Here is a 14,313-nt window from a genome sequence, read left to right as displayed (position 1 = left end):
ACAGGGTTGTAAGGTTCATCATTTGTCTTCTCCTGGCAGAATTGATTTCAGCTCTTCACTGATGGACTGCATCACTTTAATGACTTTTTCAGCATATCTAGGATCTGTGGCATAACCCGCATCCTGCAAAGCTCGAATAAACTGAGTTGGGGACGCCGCCACTTTCTTCGCATCTTGATAACGATCGCCTTCTGCAATGAAGGACACAAAATCGTTGAAGCTATGCTCAAAGTCACTGTAAACACGGAAGTCGGCTTTTTGCTGCACTGCCACACCGTGTTCGAATTCTAAGGTGCTGACGTTCGCCTTATCGCCCTGCCAACGGCGATCAGCTTTAATATTGAATAGGTTATGACTTGGCGCGCCGTTATTGCCGCGAACAATTTTTTGTCCCCAGCCGGTTTCAAGAGCCGATTGCGCCAACAATACTTCTGGTTGAGTGCCTAATGCTTTTGCCGCTTTTTCGGCATGTGGGTACAAGGTCGCCAAAAACTCTTCGCGACTACCGAAGCGGACTATCTTCTGGGTTTCCCTAAAGGCGGCCGTCGGCAAAACTTGGCCGCTAATTACGGGGTCGACGACAGAAAGTGACTGTTCGCTCCAGCTTGGCTTAGGTGTATCAATCGCCAGTAAACGATTAGGCGTATCAATGTCCATTGATGAGTTTGCATCCATGGCTCTATCGGGCTCAAATATTGGTCGAGCAATTGCAGCAGGGACACCATGGTTAACAACTGTGGATTCAGCCGCTGGCGCGACTGCACTCTGCATTGGCACGTTAAGCGCTTTAGCATCATGGAGCATTTTCATACCGCCATCGTCGCGTAATACCGATGCTGGCGTGAAATGACTGGTTTCAGGGGAGAGTTGCTGCACCATCATATCGGCAAGGCCCAATACCCCTTTGTCAGATAAATCGACCGATAACTGCTGATCGCGCATCTGCTCGTAAAACTTAGTGTATTGGCTATTGAGAGGACTATCAGACTGAAAAACCGCATTGGCATCGCGCATACTTTTCATCAGCATTTGCACGAAAATACCTTCAAATTGTTGGGCGACCTTTTTCAAGGCGCCCTTCTCATCCTTCTGAGCCTGGGCGCGGAGTGAATCTAATCCGCCCAGGTCAAGAAAATGTGATGAACTTGAAAGCTTTTCCATGATTTTCCCGACAGAAATTAGATGATGATAAGTTCACCATGCAAAGCTCCTGCCACTTTTAACGCTTCCAGTATTGCTAACACATCTGAGGGGGCGGCACCGACCAAGTTAACCGCTCTAACCAGCTCATCCAGCGTAGTGCCAGGATTAAACATAAACATACGGCGGTCACTTTCTGTCGCTGTAATCGTACTATTGCTCGTGACGGTTGTTTGACCATTGGCCAAGGCGTTTGGCTGTGAAACCTGGGTTGCCTCAGCAATCGTGACTGTCATGCCGCCATGGGTAATCGCCGCAGGGAGTAAACGCACGTTTTGCCCAACCACTATGGTTCCAGTGCGTGAGTTAACGATCACTTTGGCAGATTCTTCTGCGGGAATAACATCGAGGTTTTCAAGCGTAGCTAAAAAAGACACCCGTTGTGATACATCACGCGGAGCACTGACCTGCACAGATGTCGCGTCTAAAGGACGCGCCATATCAGGGCCTAATAGCTCATTAATCGCATCGGCCATCCGTTGTGCGGTAGAAAAATCAGAACGACGTAAGTTAAACGTCAAATAATCGCCAGTTGAAAATGGGGTCGCTACACTGCGCTCGACAATCGCGCCATTGGGTATACGGCCAACTGTTGGAGTATTTTGGATCACCTTTGAACCATCTAAACCATCGGCACTAAAACCACTAACCACTAAGCTGCCTTGGGCTATGGCATACACATTACCGTCAACACCTTTCAAAAAGGTTTGCAATAATGTGCCACCGCGTAAACTTTTGGCTTCGCCTAAGCTAGATACGGTGACGTCAAGATCTTGACCCGGTTTTATAAAGGCAGGCATATCCGCATGTACGGCAACCACAGCGACGTTTTTAATCTTTGGTTTGACGTTGTCAGGAAGATTAATGCCGAAATTTTTCAGCATAGTCATAAAGGTTTGTTCGGTATAACTGGTTTTTTCACCCGTTCCCGGCAAACCAACCACTAAGCCATAACCGATCAACTGGTTACTGCGTACGCCCTGCACATTGGCAATATCTTTAATTCGTTCAGCCTGACTAGGTAGAGAAAACACTAGCAGGGCAACGGCTAACACCAGTTTATATTTCATGATACGACTCCTTAGAAGGGCCACCAGTCGCTCATAAAGAACTGGCTTAACCAGCCCACTTTTTGAGCATCTGCGAAAGTACCTGTGCCACTGTATTGAATACGGGCATTGGCCATTCGCGTTGAATCGATAGTGTTATCGGGTTTAATGTCCTGCGAGCGAACCAGACCAGTGACGCGAATAAACTCATCACCATTGTTAATTGAGATCCATTTTTCACCGCGGATCACTAAGCTGCCGTTGTTCAGCACTTGCATCACGTTTGCCGAAATGCTGCCATCTAAACTATTACTCTGATCCGCATCCGATTCACGTTTAGTGTTCATGCTATCTTTATAACGTAAATCAATTGGCACTCCGCCAACGGAGATATTACTACCACCGGCGAAGATAGGATCTAAGCTCATGTCAGAGCCTTTTTTGATCTGATTGCCTGCACTCTTCTTAGCTTGAGTCGACTCTTTCAAAACGATAGTGATAATGTCGCCAACTTTGTGAGCACGTATGTCCGAATACAAGCTAGATGCTTGACTGTCTTGATAAATAGAACCAGTCGCGGCAATTTTTGTCGGCGGTGCCTCTGGGTATACCGGCGCATAAAAGGGATCATCCGCAAGGGGTTTCTTTTGCGTCGAGCTACAAGCTGCAAGCAATAACGCGACGGCCAACACAAGATATCTAGCCATGATGTTTGCCTCTATAAATTTTGAGTCACGTAAGACAGCATCTGATCTACCGCTGAAATCACTTTAGAGTTCATCTCGTAAATGCGCTGACTTTCGATAAGGTTCACAAGTTCTTCGGTCACGTTAACGTTAGAGGTTTCTAAGGCGCCTTGACGAATCGCTCCCATGCCATCTAACGAAGCAGTACCTTGAATTGGCGTGCCACTCGCACCGGTTTCCGTGTATAAGTTTTGCCCCATAGGATCCAGACCGGATGGATTAATAAAATCCGTCATAGTCAACTGACCCACAACTTGGTTATCTGCAGTACCAGGGGTTTTCACTGAAACTTCACCCTCAGCGGAAACGGTAATACTGGTCGCATTGTCAGGAATCGTGATCGCGGGTTGCAGCACGTAGCCAGAACCTGGCGTCACAATCTGGCCCGTATCGTCTAAGGTAAACTGACCATTTCGGGTATAGGCTGCAGTACCATCGGGTAGCTGAATTTCAAAAAAACCTGGGCCTTCAATCATCAGATCCAATGAGTTATCCGTAGTCAGCATGTTGCCTTGGGTAAACATTTTCTGTGTGGCAACGACTTTGGTACCCGCGCCTATGTTTAATCCATTAGGCAACTTAGTGTTAGAAGAACTGACACCGCCCGCTTGGTTAACTGTTTGGTAAAGCAAATCTTCAAATACTGCGCGGCTTTTCTTGTAACCCACAGTGCTGGCGTTCGCCACGTTGTTCGAGATCACTGCAATGTCAGTTTGCTGTGCGTCTAAGCCAGTTTTACTAATCCATAACGCCGGATGCATAATCTATCTCCTAACTAATACGCATTAATGAAGATGAAGCGCGATCATTTTCTTCCGCGGTTTTCATCATCTTGACTTGCAATTCAAACTGACGCTGAAGGTCAATCAAAGACACCATTTCATCGACTGGATTTACGTTACTGCCTTCCACTGCGCCACTTTCAACTGCGACGAAAGGATCGGCTGGTGCTGGTTCTCCTGACATTTGTCGAAATAATCCATCTTCACCACGCATCATCTGCGCATTGCCGGGATTAACGAGTTTCAAGCGACCAACTTCTTCCACCACTTCAGCGGTAGCGCCCTGAGGTCGCACAGAAATAATGCCATCCTGAGAAATTGAAACTTTCTCGATAGGAAGTGGCAACACTATGGGACCCGCATCACCCATAACAGGATTTCCCCTGTCATTGTGTAATAAACCTGTGGAGTCAAAACTTAAACTGCCAGAGCGGGTATAGGCTTCACTGCCATCTTTTGCCTGCACGGCAAACCAGCCGTCGCCTTTAATGGCAACATCGAGATCTCGTCCAGTCGTTTTTATTGGACCTGAGCGAAAATTTGCTGACGGAGATTCTGTCATCGCAAACACCCTTGTCGGCAATCCTTCACCGAAGGCTTGCATCGAGCGAGCTTGCGCCATATCGGATTTAAAACCGTCGGTATTCGCGTTGGCTAAGTTGTTCGCACGGAGCGCCAGCTCATTCATATTTTGCTTGGCGCCACTCATGGCGACATAAAGGAATTTGTCCACAGACTGCTCCGTCAAATTTTCTACATGACAATAGCAAAGCAAGCATCATGCCAACAAAATTGACTTTTAATTTACTGATAGAATTGAAGAATAGGGAAATGAAGTGAATTGACAGCAGGATAAAGGCTAAGTGTTGCCACTGGCGGCAACACTTAGTCATACAATGTAATGATTAGCGGATTTGTAATACGGTTTGTTGCAGCGTGTTGTTCACTTCAAGGGTACGAGAGTTTGCTTGGAAATTACGCTGCGCAGAAATTAAATCAACCAGTTCAGTGGTCAAATCGATGTTCGATTGCTCTAACGCCGATGAACTGATGCTACCAAAAGTACCACTGTTTGCCTCACCAGCAAGAGCTGGACCAGAATTCAAACTGGCTTTCCACGACGTATTACCTACTTGTGTTAAACCTTGTTCGTTAGCAAATCGAACCAAGGCAACTCGTGCTAAAGGCACACTTGAACCGTTCGAGTAACTTGCAGTAATTAAACCATCAGCACCAATTTCAACGTTAGTTAAACGACCAACAGTAGTACCGTCTTGTGTTAACTCTGTTGCCGCAAAAGGAGCAGCATATTGAGTTGGCGCATTAAACTTGATTGTTAAATCTTGAGTGCCATCAGCTCCAGCACCTAAAACGCCTGCACCACCCACACCTAAAGTCTCAGTCTTAACGACCGCTGGATCACTACCGGTATAGACACCAACAGAATTGAACTTGAGTACAGAGCCCTTCCAACCGCCGGTTGTTTGCGCTGTACTGGTTGAGTCAGGATTACCATCGCCCGTAGTATCCGTTTGATAAGTACCTGCAGCACCATCTAGATCGACTTGTTTACCATCAATAGCGTAATAGGCCACCCAATTGCTCTCTCCATTATAAGAGGCATCATTAGGCTTAACAAAATAGGTTGTCATGATGTGTGGCTCACCGAGTGAGTCATACATAGTCATTGAGGTAACGTTATTGTATGTCTTAGGGTCTAGAGGATCGAATGCAGCAGGGTCAAGGGTACTTTCCTTAGCATTTAGATTCATTTGTAAACTGACATTTTCAGTTTTTATTGGGCTACCTGCAGTATCAGGGATTTGCACTGGTTTAGCTGTAGTCAAACTTACCGATGTCGAGTTACCATCTTTATCCACAGGGAACGTCTGCAAAAAATTACCAGCAGAATCAACCATGTAGTTATTTGAATCGACTTTAAATGCCCCTGCACGAGTAAACGAATGGTCAAGACTGCCGATCTCAGAGGCAGTGACAAAGAAGCCACCGCCTTTAATTGCCATATCAAGGGAGTTACTTGTCAGCTGTAAGCTGCCTTGATGGAATTGCTGGGCGACCTGACTCGTTGCGACACCACCACCGACAGCTGTTTTGGAATTTGAAAAAATAGAATTAGCGTAAACATCCGCAAATTCAGCACGGGATTCTTTAAAGCCAATGGTGTTCGCATTCGCAATGTTGTTCGCCGTGGTGTTTAAATCTTTCTGTGCGGCAGCAATGCCACTCAATGCAATGTTAAACGACATAATTCACCTCTACATTTGACTCAATTCAATTGCGGGCGACAAACGCCCAATTCGGATTCTGTAAAAACTTATTTTTGTGTGAACTTAAGTTTCAGACACAGCTAATACGTCGGTTAACTTGATCCCCATACCGCCTCTCAAGTTAAGAATGGCGCCGGTACTGGCCGTCCCTAAAGAAACGCTACTCACATGAGCATAGGTTGAAACGGGCAGCTCTTGGGATTTCCCATCCACTAAACCACTCGCCTTAATCGTATAGTTACCTGCGACCACAGGCAGGCCATTCTTATCTAAACCATCCCAGTTCACATCGACGTTACCACCATCGCTACCATCGACTTTAAAGGTTGTGACAACTTGGCCCTTCTCATCTTCGATACGCACAGTAATCTCTGGAATTTTATCAGGGGTACTGACCACACCTTTCATCGTTGGGCTTTCTGCTGAAATATTGCCTGTATCGGTTGGAATCAATACCTTACGACCAACGAGTCCCGATGCCTGCAGTGCTTGGCTCGACGTCATGACACTGTTTAAGTTAACAATTTCATCATTTAACTTGCCGATACCATCAACCGTCGAAAATGATGCCATCTGCGCAATCATTTGATCGTTGTCAACAGGCTTAAAAGGGTCCTGCATCGATAACTGTTGGCTTAATAACGAGAAAAAATCATCTTGGGTTAACTGTTGGCTTTTCGCTTCCGGTACAATCGAATCTTTTGGCAGACGTATGCCATCAAGAAACGGATTGCCCGTTGAGCTGGTTGATGAATTGGTCGTAACAGCATTTGACTGACTCTTATTTTGAGCCGTCTGCGCCGATGCTTGGTTAATTTGATTAATGAGGCTCACAGCTTACCTCCTAAGTAACACATGTTATTTACCCATCCCAAGTGTTTGTTGCAGCATAGACTTAGCTGCTTCAGCGACCTGAACATTCATTTGATATGAGCGCGAAGCAGAAATCATATCTGCCATTTCTTCCATGACATTAACATTCGGTTTATAAATAAAGCCGTCCGCATCCGCCATTGGATGATCGGGCGAATATTCTTTTAGTAGTGGTCGATCACTTTCAACAATACCTTTTACCGCAACACCTTGAGAGGCTTGTTGCTGACTTTGCGCTTTGGCCATTTCAGCTTCAAAAATAGGATGACGAGAACGATAGGTCTTATCTACGCTACTCGAGACGGAATCAGCGTTAGCTATGTTACTCGCCGTGGTGTTCAACCTGACCGATTGAGCCGACATTCCCGAGCCAGCAACATCAAATATGCTAAATAAACTCATGATTAATCCCCTCTCAGCGCTTTCTTCATGCCACTAAACTTACTGTCTAAAAAGCCTAATGACATTTGATATTCAAGGGCATTTTGCATGAATGCCGATTGTTCCTGTTGGATATCAACGGTATTGCCATCACCGGTATCGGGTTGATTTGGCACACGGAACTTAACAAATTGACCCGTCAACTCAGCAAGACCAAAATGCTTGTCTGACTCTTGCATTTCAAGACTATTACGCTGCTGTTGTTGGCCACGGGCGGCCTGCATTGCCGCAGAAAAATCAACATCACGGGCTTTATAATGTGGCGTATCGGCGTTAGCGATATTGCTCGAAATGACTTCAGCTCGCTGCGCTCTAATACCGAGAGTGTACTGATGCACACCCAGTGCATTATCAAAATTGATCGCCATAAAATTGCCTCCTCGTGTTGCTCACGGAAATAAAGCAATTAATGTGCCAACATAGTGGAATAATGAGAATAACAATAGGAATGAGCAAGTGATGGGTAAAAAATTACCGACAAATGTCGGTAATTTTCTTTAAAGCAGTAGACTTAAGTCTTTTTCTGGTAATAAATCCCAGGGTTACAACGGACCATGTCAAACTCATCCGTTAAACCAGCAATAGATTCAGAAGCACCGAGAAATAGGATCCCTTTTGGATTAAGAGCGGCAGCGAATTGCCGCAAAATTTTTGCCTTTGCCTCAGGCGCAAAATAAATAAGCACATTGCGGCAAAAAATAATGTCGAACTTACCAAGTAAGCTATAACTTTCAAGCAGATTATGTGCCCTAAAGTTCACCAAACGCTTAACATTATCCTTTAACTTCATATTGCCTGAAGGCAAAGCATCAAAAAACTGACGCTTACGCTCCTCGGATAAACCGCGCGCTAATGCCAAGCTATCGTACTCAGCATTTTTGCAACGTTCCAACATGGAAGGCGACAAATCCGTAGCTTGAATTGACGCACTACCCGCAAGCGCACCAGGCTTCTTCTGTTGATACTCAAGAATCGTCATCGCCAATGAATAGGGTTCTTGCCCGGACGAACACGCTGCCGACCAAATCTTAAGTGGACGACCTAAACGACTATACTCAGGTAACAAAACGTTATGCAATAACTCAAATGGATAACGATCACGAAACCAAAGGGTTTCATTGGTCGTCATAGCATCGATCACTTCAGCCCGAAGCGCACGTTCCGTTGGCTTCATCGAATGCTTAACCACATCAGATAAGGATGGCAGGTTATATTTCCCCATCAGAGGAGCAAGACGACTGAGCACCAGATATTGCTTATTTTCACCCAGTACGATGCCGCTGTGTTGCTCTAAGAACAACCTAAATTGATTATATTCAGCTTCAGCGAGTGATTTATTTGGCACATTCACATCCTAAATCCTATAGCAAGCACCAAAATCAGTGCGAAACCATCATGTTATAAAGTCGAGATTATAGCGTAAAGCGTATCTAGGTACTAACTACTGCACTTACAAACTTAAGTGTTTATTCACGGCAGCAGCCAGTTCGTCGGGATTAAACTTAGCGATAAAGTCATTGGCCCCCACTTTTTGAACCATTGCCTGATTGAATACACCACTTAACGATGTGTGCAGTACCACTTTAATATGCTTGAGCTTAGGATCATCTCGGATCTCAGCGGTCAGGGTATAACCATCCATTTCAGGCATCTCAATGTCTGAGATAATGAGAGGGATTTCATCGGCAACATTGTCCATTTCTTTGGCGATTTCTTTAAGCTTATCTAATGCTTCTCGACCATCTTTTGCGGTATCAATTTGTAAGTTCAATGACTCGAGTGAACGAATAATTTGCTTACGCGCCACGGCAGAATCATCGATAACCATAATATGGTAATGCTGGGTTCTGTCGAGGGTCAGCTTTTCATTGGCTTCTTCACTGATAGCGGTTTTAACCGGTGAAATCTCATCTAAGATTTTTTCTACATCGAGAATTTCAACCAATTCACCTTCTATCTCAGTTACAGCCGTCAGATAAGAATAACGACCGGCACCTTGCGGCGGAGGCATAATCGCTTCCCAATTCATGTTGATAATCCGCTCAACAGAACTGACCAAGAAACCTTGAACGCTACGGTTATATTCAGAAATAATGATGAAACAGTTTTCAGTACTCGCTAAAGGTCTACCACCTGTTGCCGCACTCAGATCAATAACTGAAATAGTCGTACCGCGAATATGCGCGACACCTTTAACATAAGGATTAAGTTTAGGCAAAGTTGTCAGTGGCGGGCACTGCAGTACTTCTTTCACCTTAAACACGTTAATCCCAAACCGTTGACGACCGTTTAATTTAAAAAGCAGCAATTCTAAACGGTTTTGACCAACGAGCTGGGTTCGTTTGTTGACTGAATCAAGAATACTCGACATAACTCTGCCTTGTTGTTCTGTTTATGTACGGCCCTATGACTCGTTTGAGTATAGGCATATTAATTGCTTACGTCTTATCTATCGATAAACATAGTCGAAACTGAGTCAATCTTCTGACAGTGATGCAAATTATTATTACAGTGGTCAGCTTCGAACTTGATAAAAGTATAGGTGCATTCTGGCGTTACAAGCTAGTCTCTTCATTATGAAAGTAAATTTAGTCTGTTTTTTTAGTGTTTTCGCCCTCTTCATGCCCGCTTTTGCGAGTGCAGAGCCTATTGTTCCCACCGTATCGGCCATCTCAGAATTAGCTAAAGCGCTTATTTCAGAAAAGATATCCGTGCCCGCTAATGCCAAAGTCGATATTTCGCCGCAAATAGTTGACGCAAGAATGCTGCCGTCACAATGTTCGTCGCCGATTAAGGTTGAATTGGCTAGTGACAGGGAAATTAGCCGTAATAACACCCTAAAAGTCAGCTGCGATACGCAAGAGCTCGCTTACCCTTGGCAGATTTATATCTCGGTTAGAGTGGATATTTTATTCCCCGTTGTTGTCACAACTGAAACCTTAGCGCCTGGCGAACTCATCTCCCCTAGCCAAGTTGAAATCCGTTACATTGAGCAAAATAGTTTACGAGGCGCTGAGTTTGATGACCCAAGTAAATTAGCAGGTGTACGAGTAAAACGACGCGTCTCGAAGGATTATCCTATATTGAGCAATAACTTATGCTTCGTGTGTAAAAACGACTCGGTATCTATTTATGTTCGTTCTAACTCATTCGAACTTAAAACTGCGGGCGAAGCCCTACAAGATGGCAATAAAGGTGATCGGATCAGAGTCAAAAATAGCAGTTCAAACAAAGAACTAGATGCTATAGTCACGGGCATTGGCGAAGTTGAAGTAAGAATGTAAAATAATCTAAAGCTTTTTTATAAGCTGCCGATACCCCAGTTAAGAAATCCCGTACACACGACGCTGGAGCCGAAAATGGCAATTGATATTAGCAAACTCAACACTGCAACGACCACACAAGTTCGTTCAGGTGCAACTAAAACTAGCAGCGATCAATCTGCTCAAGTTGCCACAAAATCGACAACACCACAAAGAAGCGACTCAGTGGTGATTACAGCGCAAGCGCAACAACTTCAAGGAGCTCAGACTAAAATGGCGAGCCTTCCTGAAGTTGATCAAAAGAAAGTGGCCGAAATTAAACAGGCTATCGCCGAAGGCCGCTATAAAATTGACCCTGAAAAGTTGGCTGCCAATATTGCAAGTTTTGAAGCCGAACTTAATGACTTGAATAAAGAGTAACTATGACTGAAATAGCTAAACTGGTAGATCTACAACACGCCCATTTGGCTGTTCTTAAGCAAATCATACTCAAGGAAAAAGGCGCTTTGGTTGACCAAAACGCCGATTTACTGCTTTCTCTTGCTAACGAAAAATCACAATGTCTGAAAGAACTCAAGACTAATGACGATATTCTGGCAAACCACACTGATAAGTCTCAACTCACTCAGCAAACCGAACTCGTGCATAAAATGGCCGTTGTCAAAGACGCATTAACTGAATGCAAAGAACTGAACGATCAAAATGCCAGTTTAATTGAGATGAATTTAGCCAGTCTCAATCGCTTCGCTCAAGCTTTACAAGCCAGCAGAAACGCCTCCAGCCTTACGTATAACGATAAAGGCAAGACCTCAACTATCTCAAGTTTAGGTAATGATTTAAAGGCCTAACAGGCGCATCAATTCCCACTCTGTATTTCCCGCTTCTAAGCTCTGCTCTGATTAAAGATTAGACTTTGATACTTGTGCAGAAAAAGAAAAGCCGCATAACTACTCGCATAGTACGCGGCTCAATAGAGTCATGTAGAAATGACTAAAAATACGTGACTTCTTTCACTCGCTGTGGACGACTCTGTTGCTGATACAGCGCCCATACCTGTGAAAAATCCAGTTCTAACTCAGTGACATAATGATCGCCAGCCGGATAACTCTTAACGACCCGCGCACCACGGATCACGCCAGAAACCGACGCTTTGACATTATCGTCCGTCAACATCCAATCACTAACACTGCTGTTTGCCGTTATTTTCTGCCCATAAACTTGTTCTGCTAATTCACGATAGGCCATAATTTTTGATGCTTGCATGGCCATCAACACTCTTTGTGATTGTTCTTTAGCCGGTTGAGTCGCTAAGGGCGCATATCCTATGGCCGTTAACTTAGGAAAACTCGGCGGCGGCACATCCTCCCATTGCACATATCTATCTTTAGCAGCGCAGCCAGTTAGCATTAGCGCCGCAATAACTAAAAGGTAGCGTTTCATTTTCCATCTCCTAAAACACGCACTTCATTCATGCCTGGACTCGCCTGACGATATAAGATGCCATTTTGTGACACAATTTGCTCCGAAGGCTGCATGTAGTTTGCCAACTCTTTTTGAGTCACAAAAGTTTGAGAGGCCGATACCACACGATTGTTACTTATGTTCACAATCCGAGTATTGATCGCCATACCATTGGTTACTGGGCTCATCGTCGAAACGACAAGATGCTCAACGGGAAGATTTTTCGACAATTGTTGCCAATCTCGCGTCAAAATAAAATCCCCATTAGCCGTCACTCTCAAGCCATCTGCTAAATTTAAATCAACCACATTAAACTGAAAGCTATGGAGCGACGTCATTAATCCTTGCTGTAACTGCTGCGCCAACGCATTTGTGCCATTCATGTCACCCACTAATACAGGGGTGGCGACGACGATTGGTTGATCAGAACGCAGAGCATCATTTTGCTTAACGAGCTCTGTCACAATTCGCTGTGCTAAATGGTTGATCACTGCCGTTGGCGGCAACCCATTGCCATCCACTAAACTCGGCTTGGGCGGTGTAACCGATTTAGCCACACATCCACCTAACATCAGTAATGTTAAGGGAATAATCACACGCTTTAGCATTGGATTTACCTCATCTGTGGGTGTACTGGCAATTAAATAACTCACACTCTATGCGTCTCATTTTTGTGAGTAACAAAAGCCAGCAATCTTCGGACCAAAATTGCTCCAGCCCGACAATATTATGCTCATACGCTGTATATCGACTGCGCCAATGGAAACTTTATCGAAAACTCTCGTTAGTCAGGCATGAAATTTGCTTTGTCGGTATATTAGGTTAAGTGTCAGGAAACTGGCTCGATTAGCAAGCTCGCCAATAGCTTAGCGATAAGGATTGTATTGATGCACATACCACGTTCAGCTTCGCTCATCATTTTGAGCCTTGCACTGCTGTCTTTACCTATTCGAGCCGAATGGATGGAAGCCAGTGGTGAAGCGACTATTATCAATGGTAATACGGCTCAAGCAAGGGAAGAAGCGATTAATCAAGCCGTTAGCTATGCTACATTAAGCACGGGCATTCAAATATCCAGTGAACAACAAACCTCTAACGGAAACCTTACACAGAATAACTTCGCGATAAATCGCAACGCCCAAGCCATCAGCATCCAACTCGTTAGCGAACGAATCCAGGGAAACAAAATTTATGTGTCCCTACGACTTGATCTAAATGATGATCCTACGCAGCAGTGTCCAAATGGACAATTAAAGGCCGCGATTTTAATTCCTCAAGCACAAATCAAAGATCGTACTCAGCTCAGATACGGACAGCTTTCAGGCTTTGAAGAAGTGATCTCAGAAAAATTAGGCAGTATTATAGAAGATTACTCTTCCACAGGTTTTAGCCACACTCACGCTAAAGAGCTGCTCGATATTAAACAAGATCTAGTGGATATTCGCGGTTATCGACTCCCAAGCTGGCTCAGTGAAATTACCGACAGCCAATATATTCTCCAACCACAAATTATGGATATCTCAATGGAGCCAGTGCAGCCAACCTTCCTAGGATTCTGGGATGAAGCTCCACTCAGGCAATTCCAGTTCAAACTTAGCCTCTATCATGGGATCAGTGGCGAAGAAGTCTGGAGTAAAAGCTACAGCACATCGGCGCCATGGGAATTTGAAGAACAAGCCATTATTGCACCGAATACGGACAGATTCTGGCGATCATCCTATGGCAAAAATATTACTAAATTAATGCAACAGGCTACCCACGATTTGGACAGTACTCTCAATTGCAGACCCTTACTCGGCCAAGTCGTGAGCCGCCAAGCGGACAGGATCATTTTAAATCTCGGCCGTAAACATGGCATTCGTGTCGGGGATAAATTCCAAGTCGTATTACAGCAAAACCTACCCGATCGACTCAATGAAATGCGCGCCGTCGCAACCAAAAGTCGAGCCACGGTAAAAATTGAACAAGTGAGTGAAGAAAGCTCAACAGCAGTACTTTTAGACCAAAATGCAGCCTACAATGTGCAGATAAACGACATAGCGCTTAAGATTTAAGCAACTAAATCATAAGCCTTTTAATCAGAGATAAAACCAGTATAATCACTGTCGTCTCTCTATAGCTCAACAGGATAGAGCAGCCGCCTCCTAAGCGGCCGATCGGGGTTCGAGTCCCTGTGGAGAGACCAGATAGTAATCGAACTGGCGTCTGAA

At 44.7% G+C, this 14,313-nt stretch carries 17 protein-coding genes and 1 tRNA gene; 5 read left to right on the top strand and 13 right to left on the bottom strand.

The annotated features are described in order from the left end of the window. Window positions 1-18: 18 nt before the first annotated feature. From flgJ to OX890_RS08610, 11 genes are all read right to left on the bottom strand, one after another. Window positions 19-1,161, bottom strand: coding sequence for a flagellar assembly peptidoglycan hydrolase FlgJ (flgJ, locus tag OX890_RS08660; RefSeq protein WP_268650435.1), 1,143 nt, complete (start codon window positions 1,159-1,161; stop codon window positions 19-21). A gap of 17 nt (window positions 1,162-1,178) precedes the next feature. Beyond that, entirely contained in the window at window positions 1,179-2,270 is a 1,092-nt protein-coding gene (locus OX890_RS08655; RefSeq protein ID WP_268650434.1) for a flagellar basal body P-ring protein FlgI, read from the bottom strand. Between the two features lie 11 nt (window positions 2,271-2,281). Beyond that, entirely contained in the window at window positions 2,282-2,956 is a 675-nt protein-coding gene (gene flgH, locus OX890_RS08650; protein ID WP_012089711.1) for a flagellar basal body L-ring protein FlgH, read from the bottom strand. 11 nt (window positions 2,957-2,967) lie between these two features. Further along, on the bottom strand, window positions 2,968-3,756 hold the full coding sequence (flgG, locus tag OX890_RS08645; protein WP_006082422.1) for a flagellar basal-body rod protein FlgG: 789 nt from the start codon (window positions 3,754-3,756) through the stop codon (window positions 2,968-2,970). 10 nt (window positions 3,757-3,766) lie between these two features. Continuing rightward, complete coding sequence (gene flgF, locus OX890_RS08640; RefSeq protein ID WP_115334212.1) at window positions 3,767-4,510, bottom strand: flagellar basal-body rod protein FlgF; 744 nt, start codon at window positions 4,508-4,510, stop codon at window positions 3,767-3,769. 172 nt (window positions 4,511-4,682) lie between these two features. Then, window positions 4,683-6,044, bottom strand: coding sequence for a flagellar hook protein FlgE (gene flgE, locus OX890_RS08635; RefSeq protein ID WP_268650433.1), 1,362 nt, complete (start codon window positions 6,042-6,044; stop codon window positions 4,683-4,685). An 84-nt stretch (window positions 6,045-6,128) separates the two neighbouring features. Next, window positions 6,129-6,899: a flagellar hook assembly protein FlgD gene (gene flgD / locus OX890_RS08630; RefSeq protein WP_012587210.1), complete on the bottom strand. Its 771-nt coding sequence runs from the start codon at window positions 6,897-6,899 to the stop codon at window positions 6,129-6,131. Window positions 6,900-6,923: 24 nt separating this feature from the next. Continuing rightward, complete coding sequence (gene flgC, locus OX890_RS08625) at window positions 6,924-7,340, bottom strand: flagellar basal body rod protein FlgC (protein WP_006082428.1); 417 nt, start codon at window positions 7,338-7,340, stop codon at window positions 6,924-6,926. Window positions 7,341-7,342: 2 nt separating this feature from the next. Then, window positions 7,343-7,747 (bottom strand): flagellar basal body rod protein FlgB, encoded by a 405-nt coding sequence (flgB, locus tag OX890_RS08620; protein WP_006082429.1) that lies wholly within the window; start codon window positions 7,745-7,747, stop codon window positions 7,343-7,345. Between the two features lie 143 nt (window positions 7,748-7,890). Beyond that, window positions 7,891-8,730: a CheR family methyltransferase gene (locus OX890_RS08615; RefSeq protein WP_268650432.1), complete on the bottom strand. Its 840-nt coding sequence runs from the start codon at window positions 8,728-8,730 to the stop codon at window positions 7,891-7,893. 99 nt (window positions 8,731-8,829) lie between these two features. Further along, window positions 8,830-9,750 (bottom strand): chemotaxis protein CheV, encoded by a 921-nt coding sequence (locus OX890_RS08610; protein ID WP_006082431.1) that lies wholly within the window; start codon window positions 9,748-9,750, stop codon window positions 8,830-8,832. Window positions 9,751-9,955: 205 nt separating this feature from the next. On the opposite strand from OX890_RS08610, the gene flgA reads away from it, so the two are divergent. From flgA to OX890_RS08595, 3 genes are all read left to right on the top strand, one after another. After that, on the top strand, window positions 9,956-10,663 hold the full coding sequence (gene flgA / locus OX890_RS08605) for a flagellar basal body P-ring formation chaperone FlgA (RefSeq protein WP_006082432.1): 708 nt from the start codon (window positions 9,956-9,958) through the stop codon (window positions 10,661-10,663). A gap of 75 nt (window positions 10,664-10,738) precedes the next feature. Next, window positions 10,739-11,062, top strand: a complete 324-nt coding sequence (gene flgM / locus OX890_RS08600) for a flagellar biosynthesis anti-sigma factor FlgM (RefSeq protein ID WP_006082433.1) — start codon at window positions 10,739-10,741, stop codon at window positions 11,060-11,062. 2 nt (window positions 11,063-11,064) lie between these two features. Next, a complete protein-coding gene (locus OX890_RS08595; protein WP_011847321.1) occupies window positions 11,065-11,490 on the top strand; it encodes a flagella synthesis protein FlgN in 426 nt (141 codons plus the stop codon). A gap of 142 nt (window positions 11,491-11,632) precedes the next feature. Here the strand turns inward: OX890_RS08595 and OX890_RS08590 are convergent, their stop codons facing one another. Both OX890_RS08590 and OX890_RS08585 read right to left on the bottom strand, forming a co-directional pair. Then, window positions 11,633-12,082 (bottom strand): LPP20 family lipoprotein, encoded by a 450-nt coding sequence (locus tag OX890_RS08590; RefSeq protein WP_268650431.1) that lies wholly within the window; start codon window positions 12,080-12,082, stop codon window positions 11,633-11,635. Next, window positions 12,079-12,711, bottom strand: a complete 633-nt coding sequence (locus OX890_RS08585; RefSeq protein ID WP_006085650.1) for a FlgO family outer membrane protein — start codon at window positions 12,709-12,711, stop codon at window positions 12,079-12,081. The genes OX890_RS08590 and OX890_RS08585 overlap by 4 nt, the downstream gene beginning before the upstream one ends. 279 nt (window positions 12,712-12,990) lie before the next feature. Here OX890_RS08585 and OX890_RS08580 point away from each other — a divergent pair, with 279 nt between their 5' ends. Beyond that, the gene (locus tag OX890_RS08580; protein WP_259582457.1) at window positions 12,991-14,157 is read left to right on the top strand and encodes a flagellar assembly protein FlgT; all 1,167 of its coding nucleotides are present in this window, start codon (window positions 12,991-12,993) and stop codon (window positions 14,155-14,157) included. Between the two features lie 55 nt (window positions 14,158-14,212). Continuing rightward, a tRNA-Arg gene (locus OX890_RS08575) sits at window positions 14,213-14,288 on the top strand. Window positions 14,289-14,313 lie beyond the last annotated feature (25 nt).

It is taken from the genome of Shewanella sp. DAU305 (assembly GCF_026802235.1).
GTDB lineage: Bacteria > Pseudomonadota > Gammaproteobacteria > Enterobacterales > Shewanellaceae > Shewanella > Shewanella baltica.
The sequence above is the reverse complement of the archived record's forward strand: the minus strand, read 5'-3'. Positions and strand labels throughout refer to the sequence as shown.

What these genes read in the sequence shown, in the direction of transcription:
- flgJ (WP_268650435.1), bottom strand. Translation starts at nt 1,161, where the DNA reads ATGGAAAAGCTTTCAAGTTCATCACATTTTCTTGACCTGGGCGGATTA.
- OX890_RS08655 (WP_268650434.1), bottom strand. Translation starts at nt 2,270, where the DNA reads ATGAAATATAAACTGGTGTTAGCCGTTGCCCTGCTAGTGTTTTCTCTA.
- flgH (WP_012089711.1), bottom strand. Translation starts at nt 2,956, where the DNA reads ATGGCTAGATATCTTGTGTTGGCCGTCGCGTTATTGCTTGCAGCTTGT.
- flgG (WP_006082422.1), bottom strand. Translation starts at nt 3,756, where the DNA reads ATGCATCCGGCGTTATGGATTAGTAAAACTGGCTTAGACGCACAGCAA.
- flgE (WP_268650433.1), bottom strand. Translation starts at nt 6,044, where the DNA reads ATGTCGTTTAACATTGCATTGAGTGGCATTGCTGCCGCACAGAAAGAT.
- flgC (WP_006082428.1), bottom strand. Translation starts at nt 7,340, where the DNA reads ATGAGTTTATTTAGCATATTTGATGTTGCTGGCTCGGGAATGTCGGCT.
- flgB (WP_006082429.1), bottom strand. Translation starts at nt 7,747, where the DNA reads ATGGCGATCAATTTTGATAATGCACTGGGTGTGCATCAGTACACTCTC.
- OX890_RS08610 (WP_006082431.1), bottom strand. Translation starts at nt 9,750, where the DNA reads ATGTCGAGTATTCTTGATTCAGTCAACAAACGAACCCAGCTCGTTGGT.
- flgA (WP_006082432.1), top strand. Translation starts at nt 9,956, where the DNA reads ATGAAAGTAAATTTAGTCTGTTTTTTTAGTGTTTTCGCCCTCTTCATG.
- flgM (WP_006082433.1), top strand. Translation starts at nt 10,739, where the DNA reads ATGGCAATTGATATTAGCAAACTCAACACTGCAACGACCACACAAGTT.
- OX890_RS08595 (WP_011847321.1), top strand. Translation starts at nt 11,065, where the DNA reads ATGACTGAAATAGCTAAACTGGTAGATCTACAACACGCCCATTTGGCT.
- OX890_RS08590 (WP_268650431.1), bottom strand. Translation starts at nt 12,082, where the DNA reads ATGAAACGCTACCTTTTAGTTATTGCGGCGCTAATGCTAACTGGCTGC.
- OX890_RS08585 (WP_006085650.1), bottom strand. Translation starts at nt 12,711, where the DNA reads ATGCTAAAGCGTGTGATTATTCCCTTAACATTACTGATGTTAGGTGGA.
- OX890_RS08580 (WP_259582457.1), top strand. Translation starts at nt 12,991, where the DNA reads ATGCACATACCACGTTCAGCTTCGCTCATCATTTTGAGCCTTGCACTG.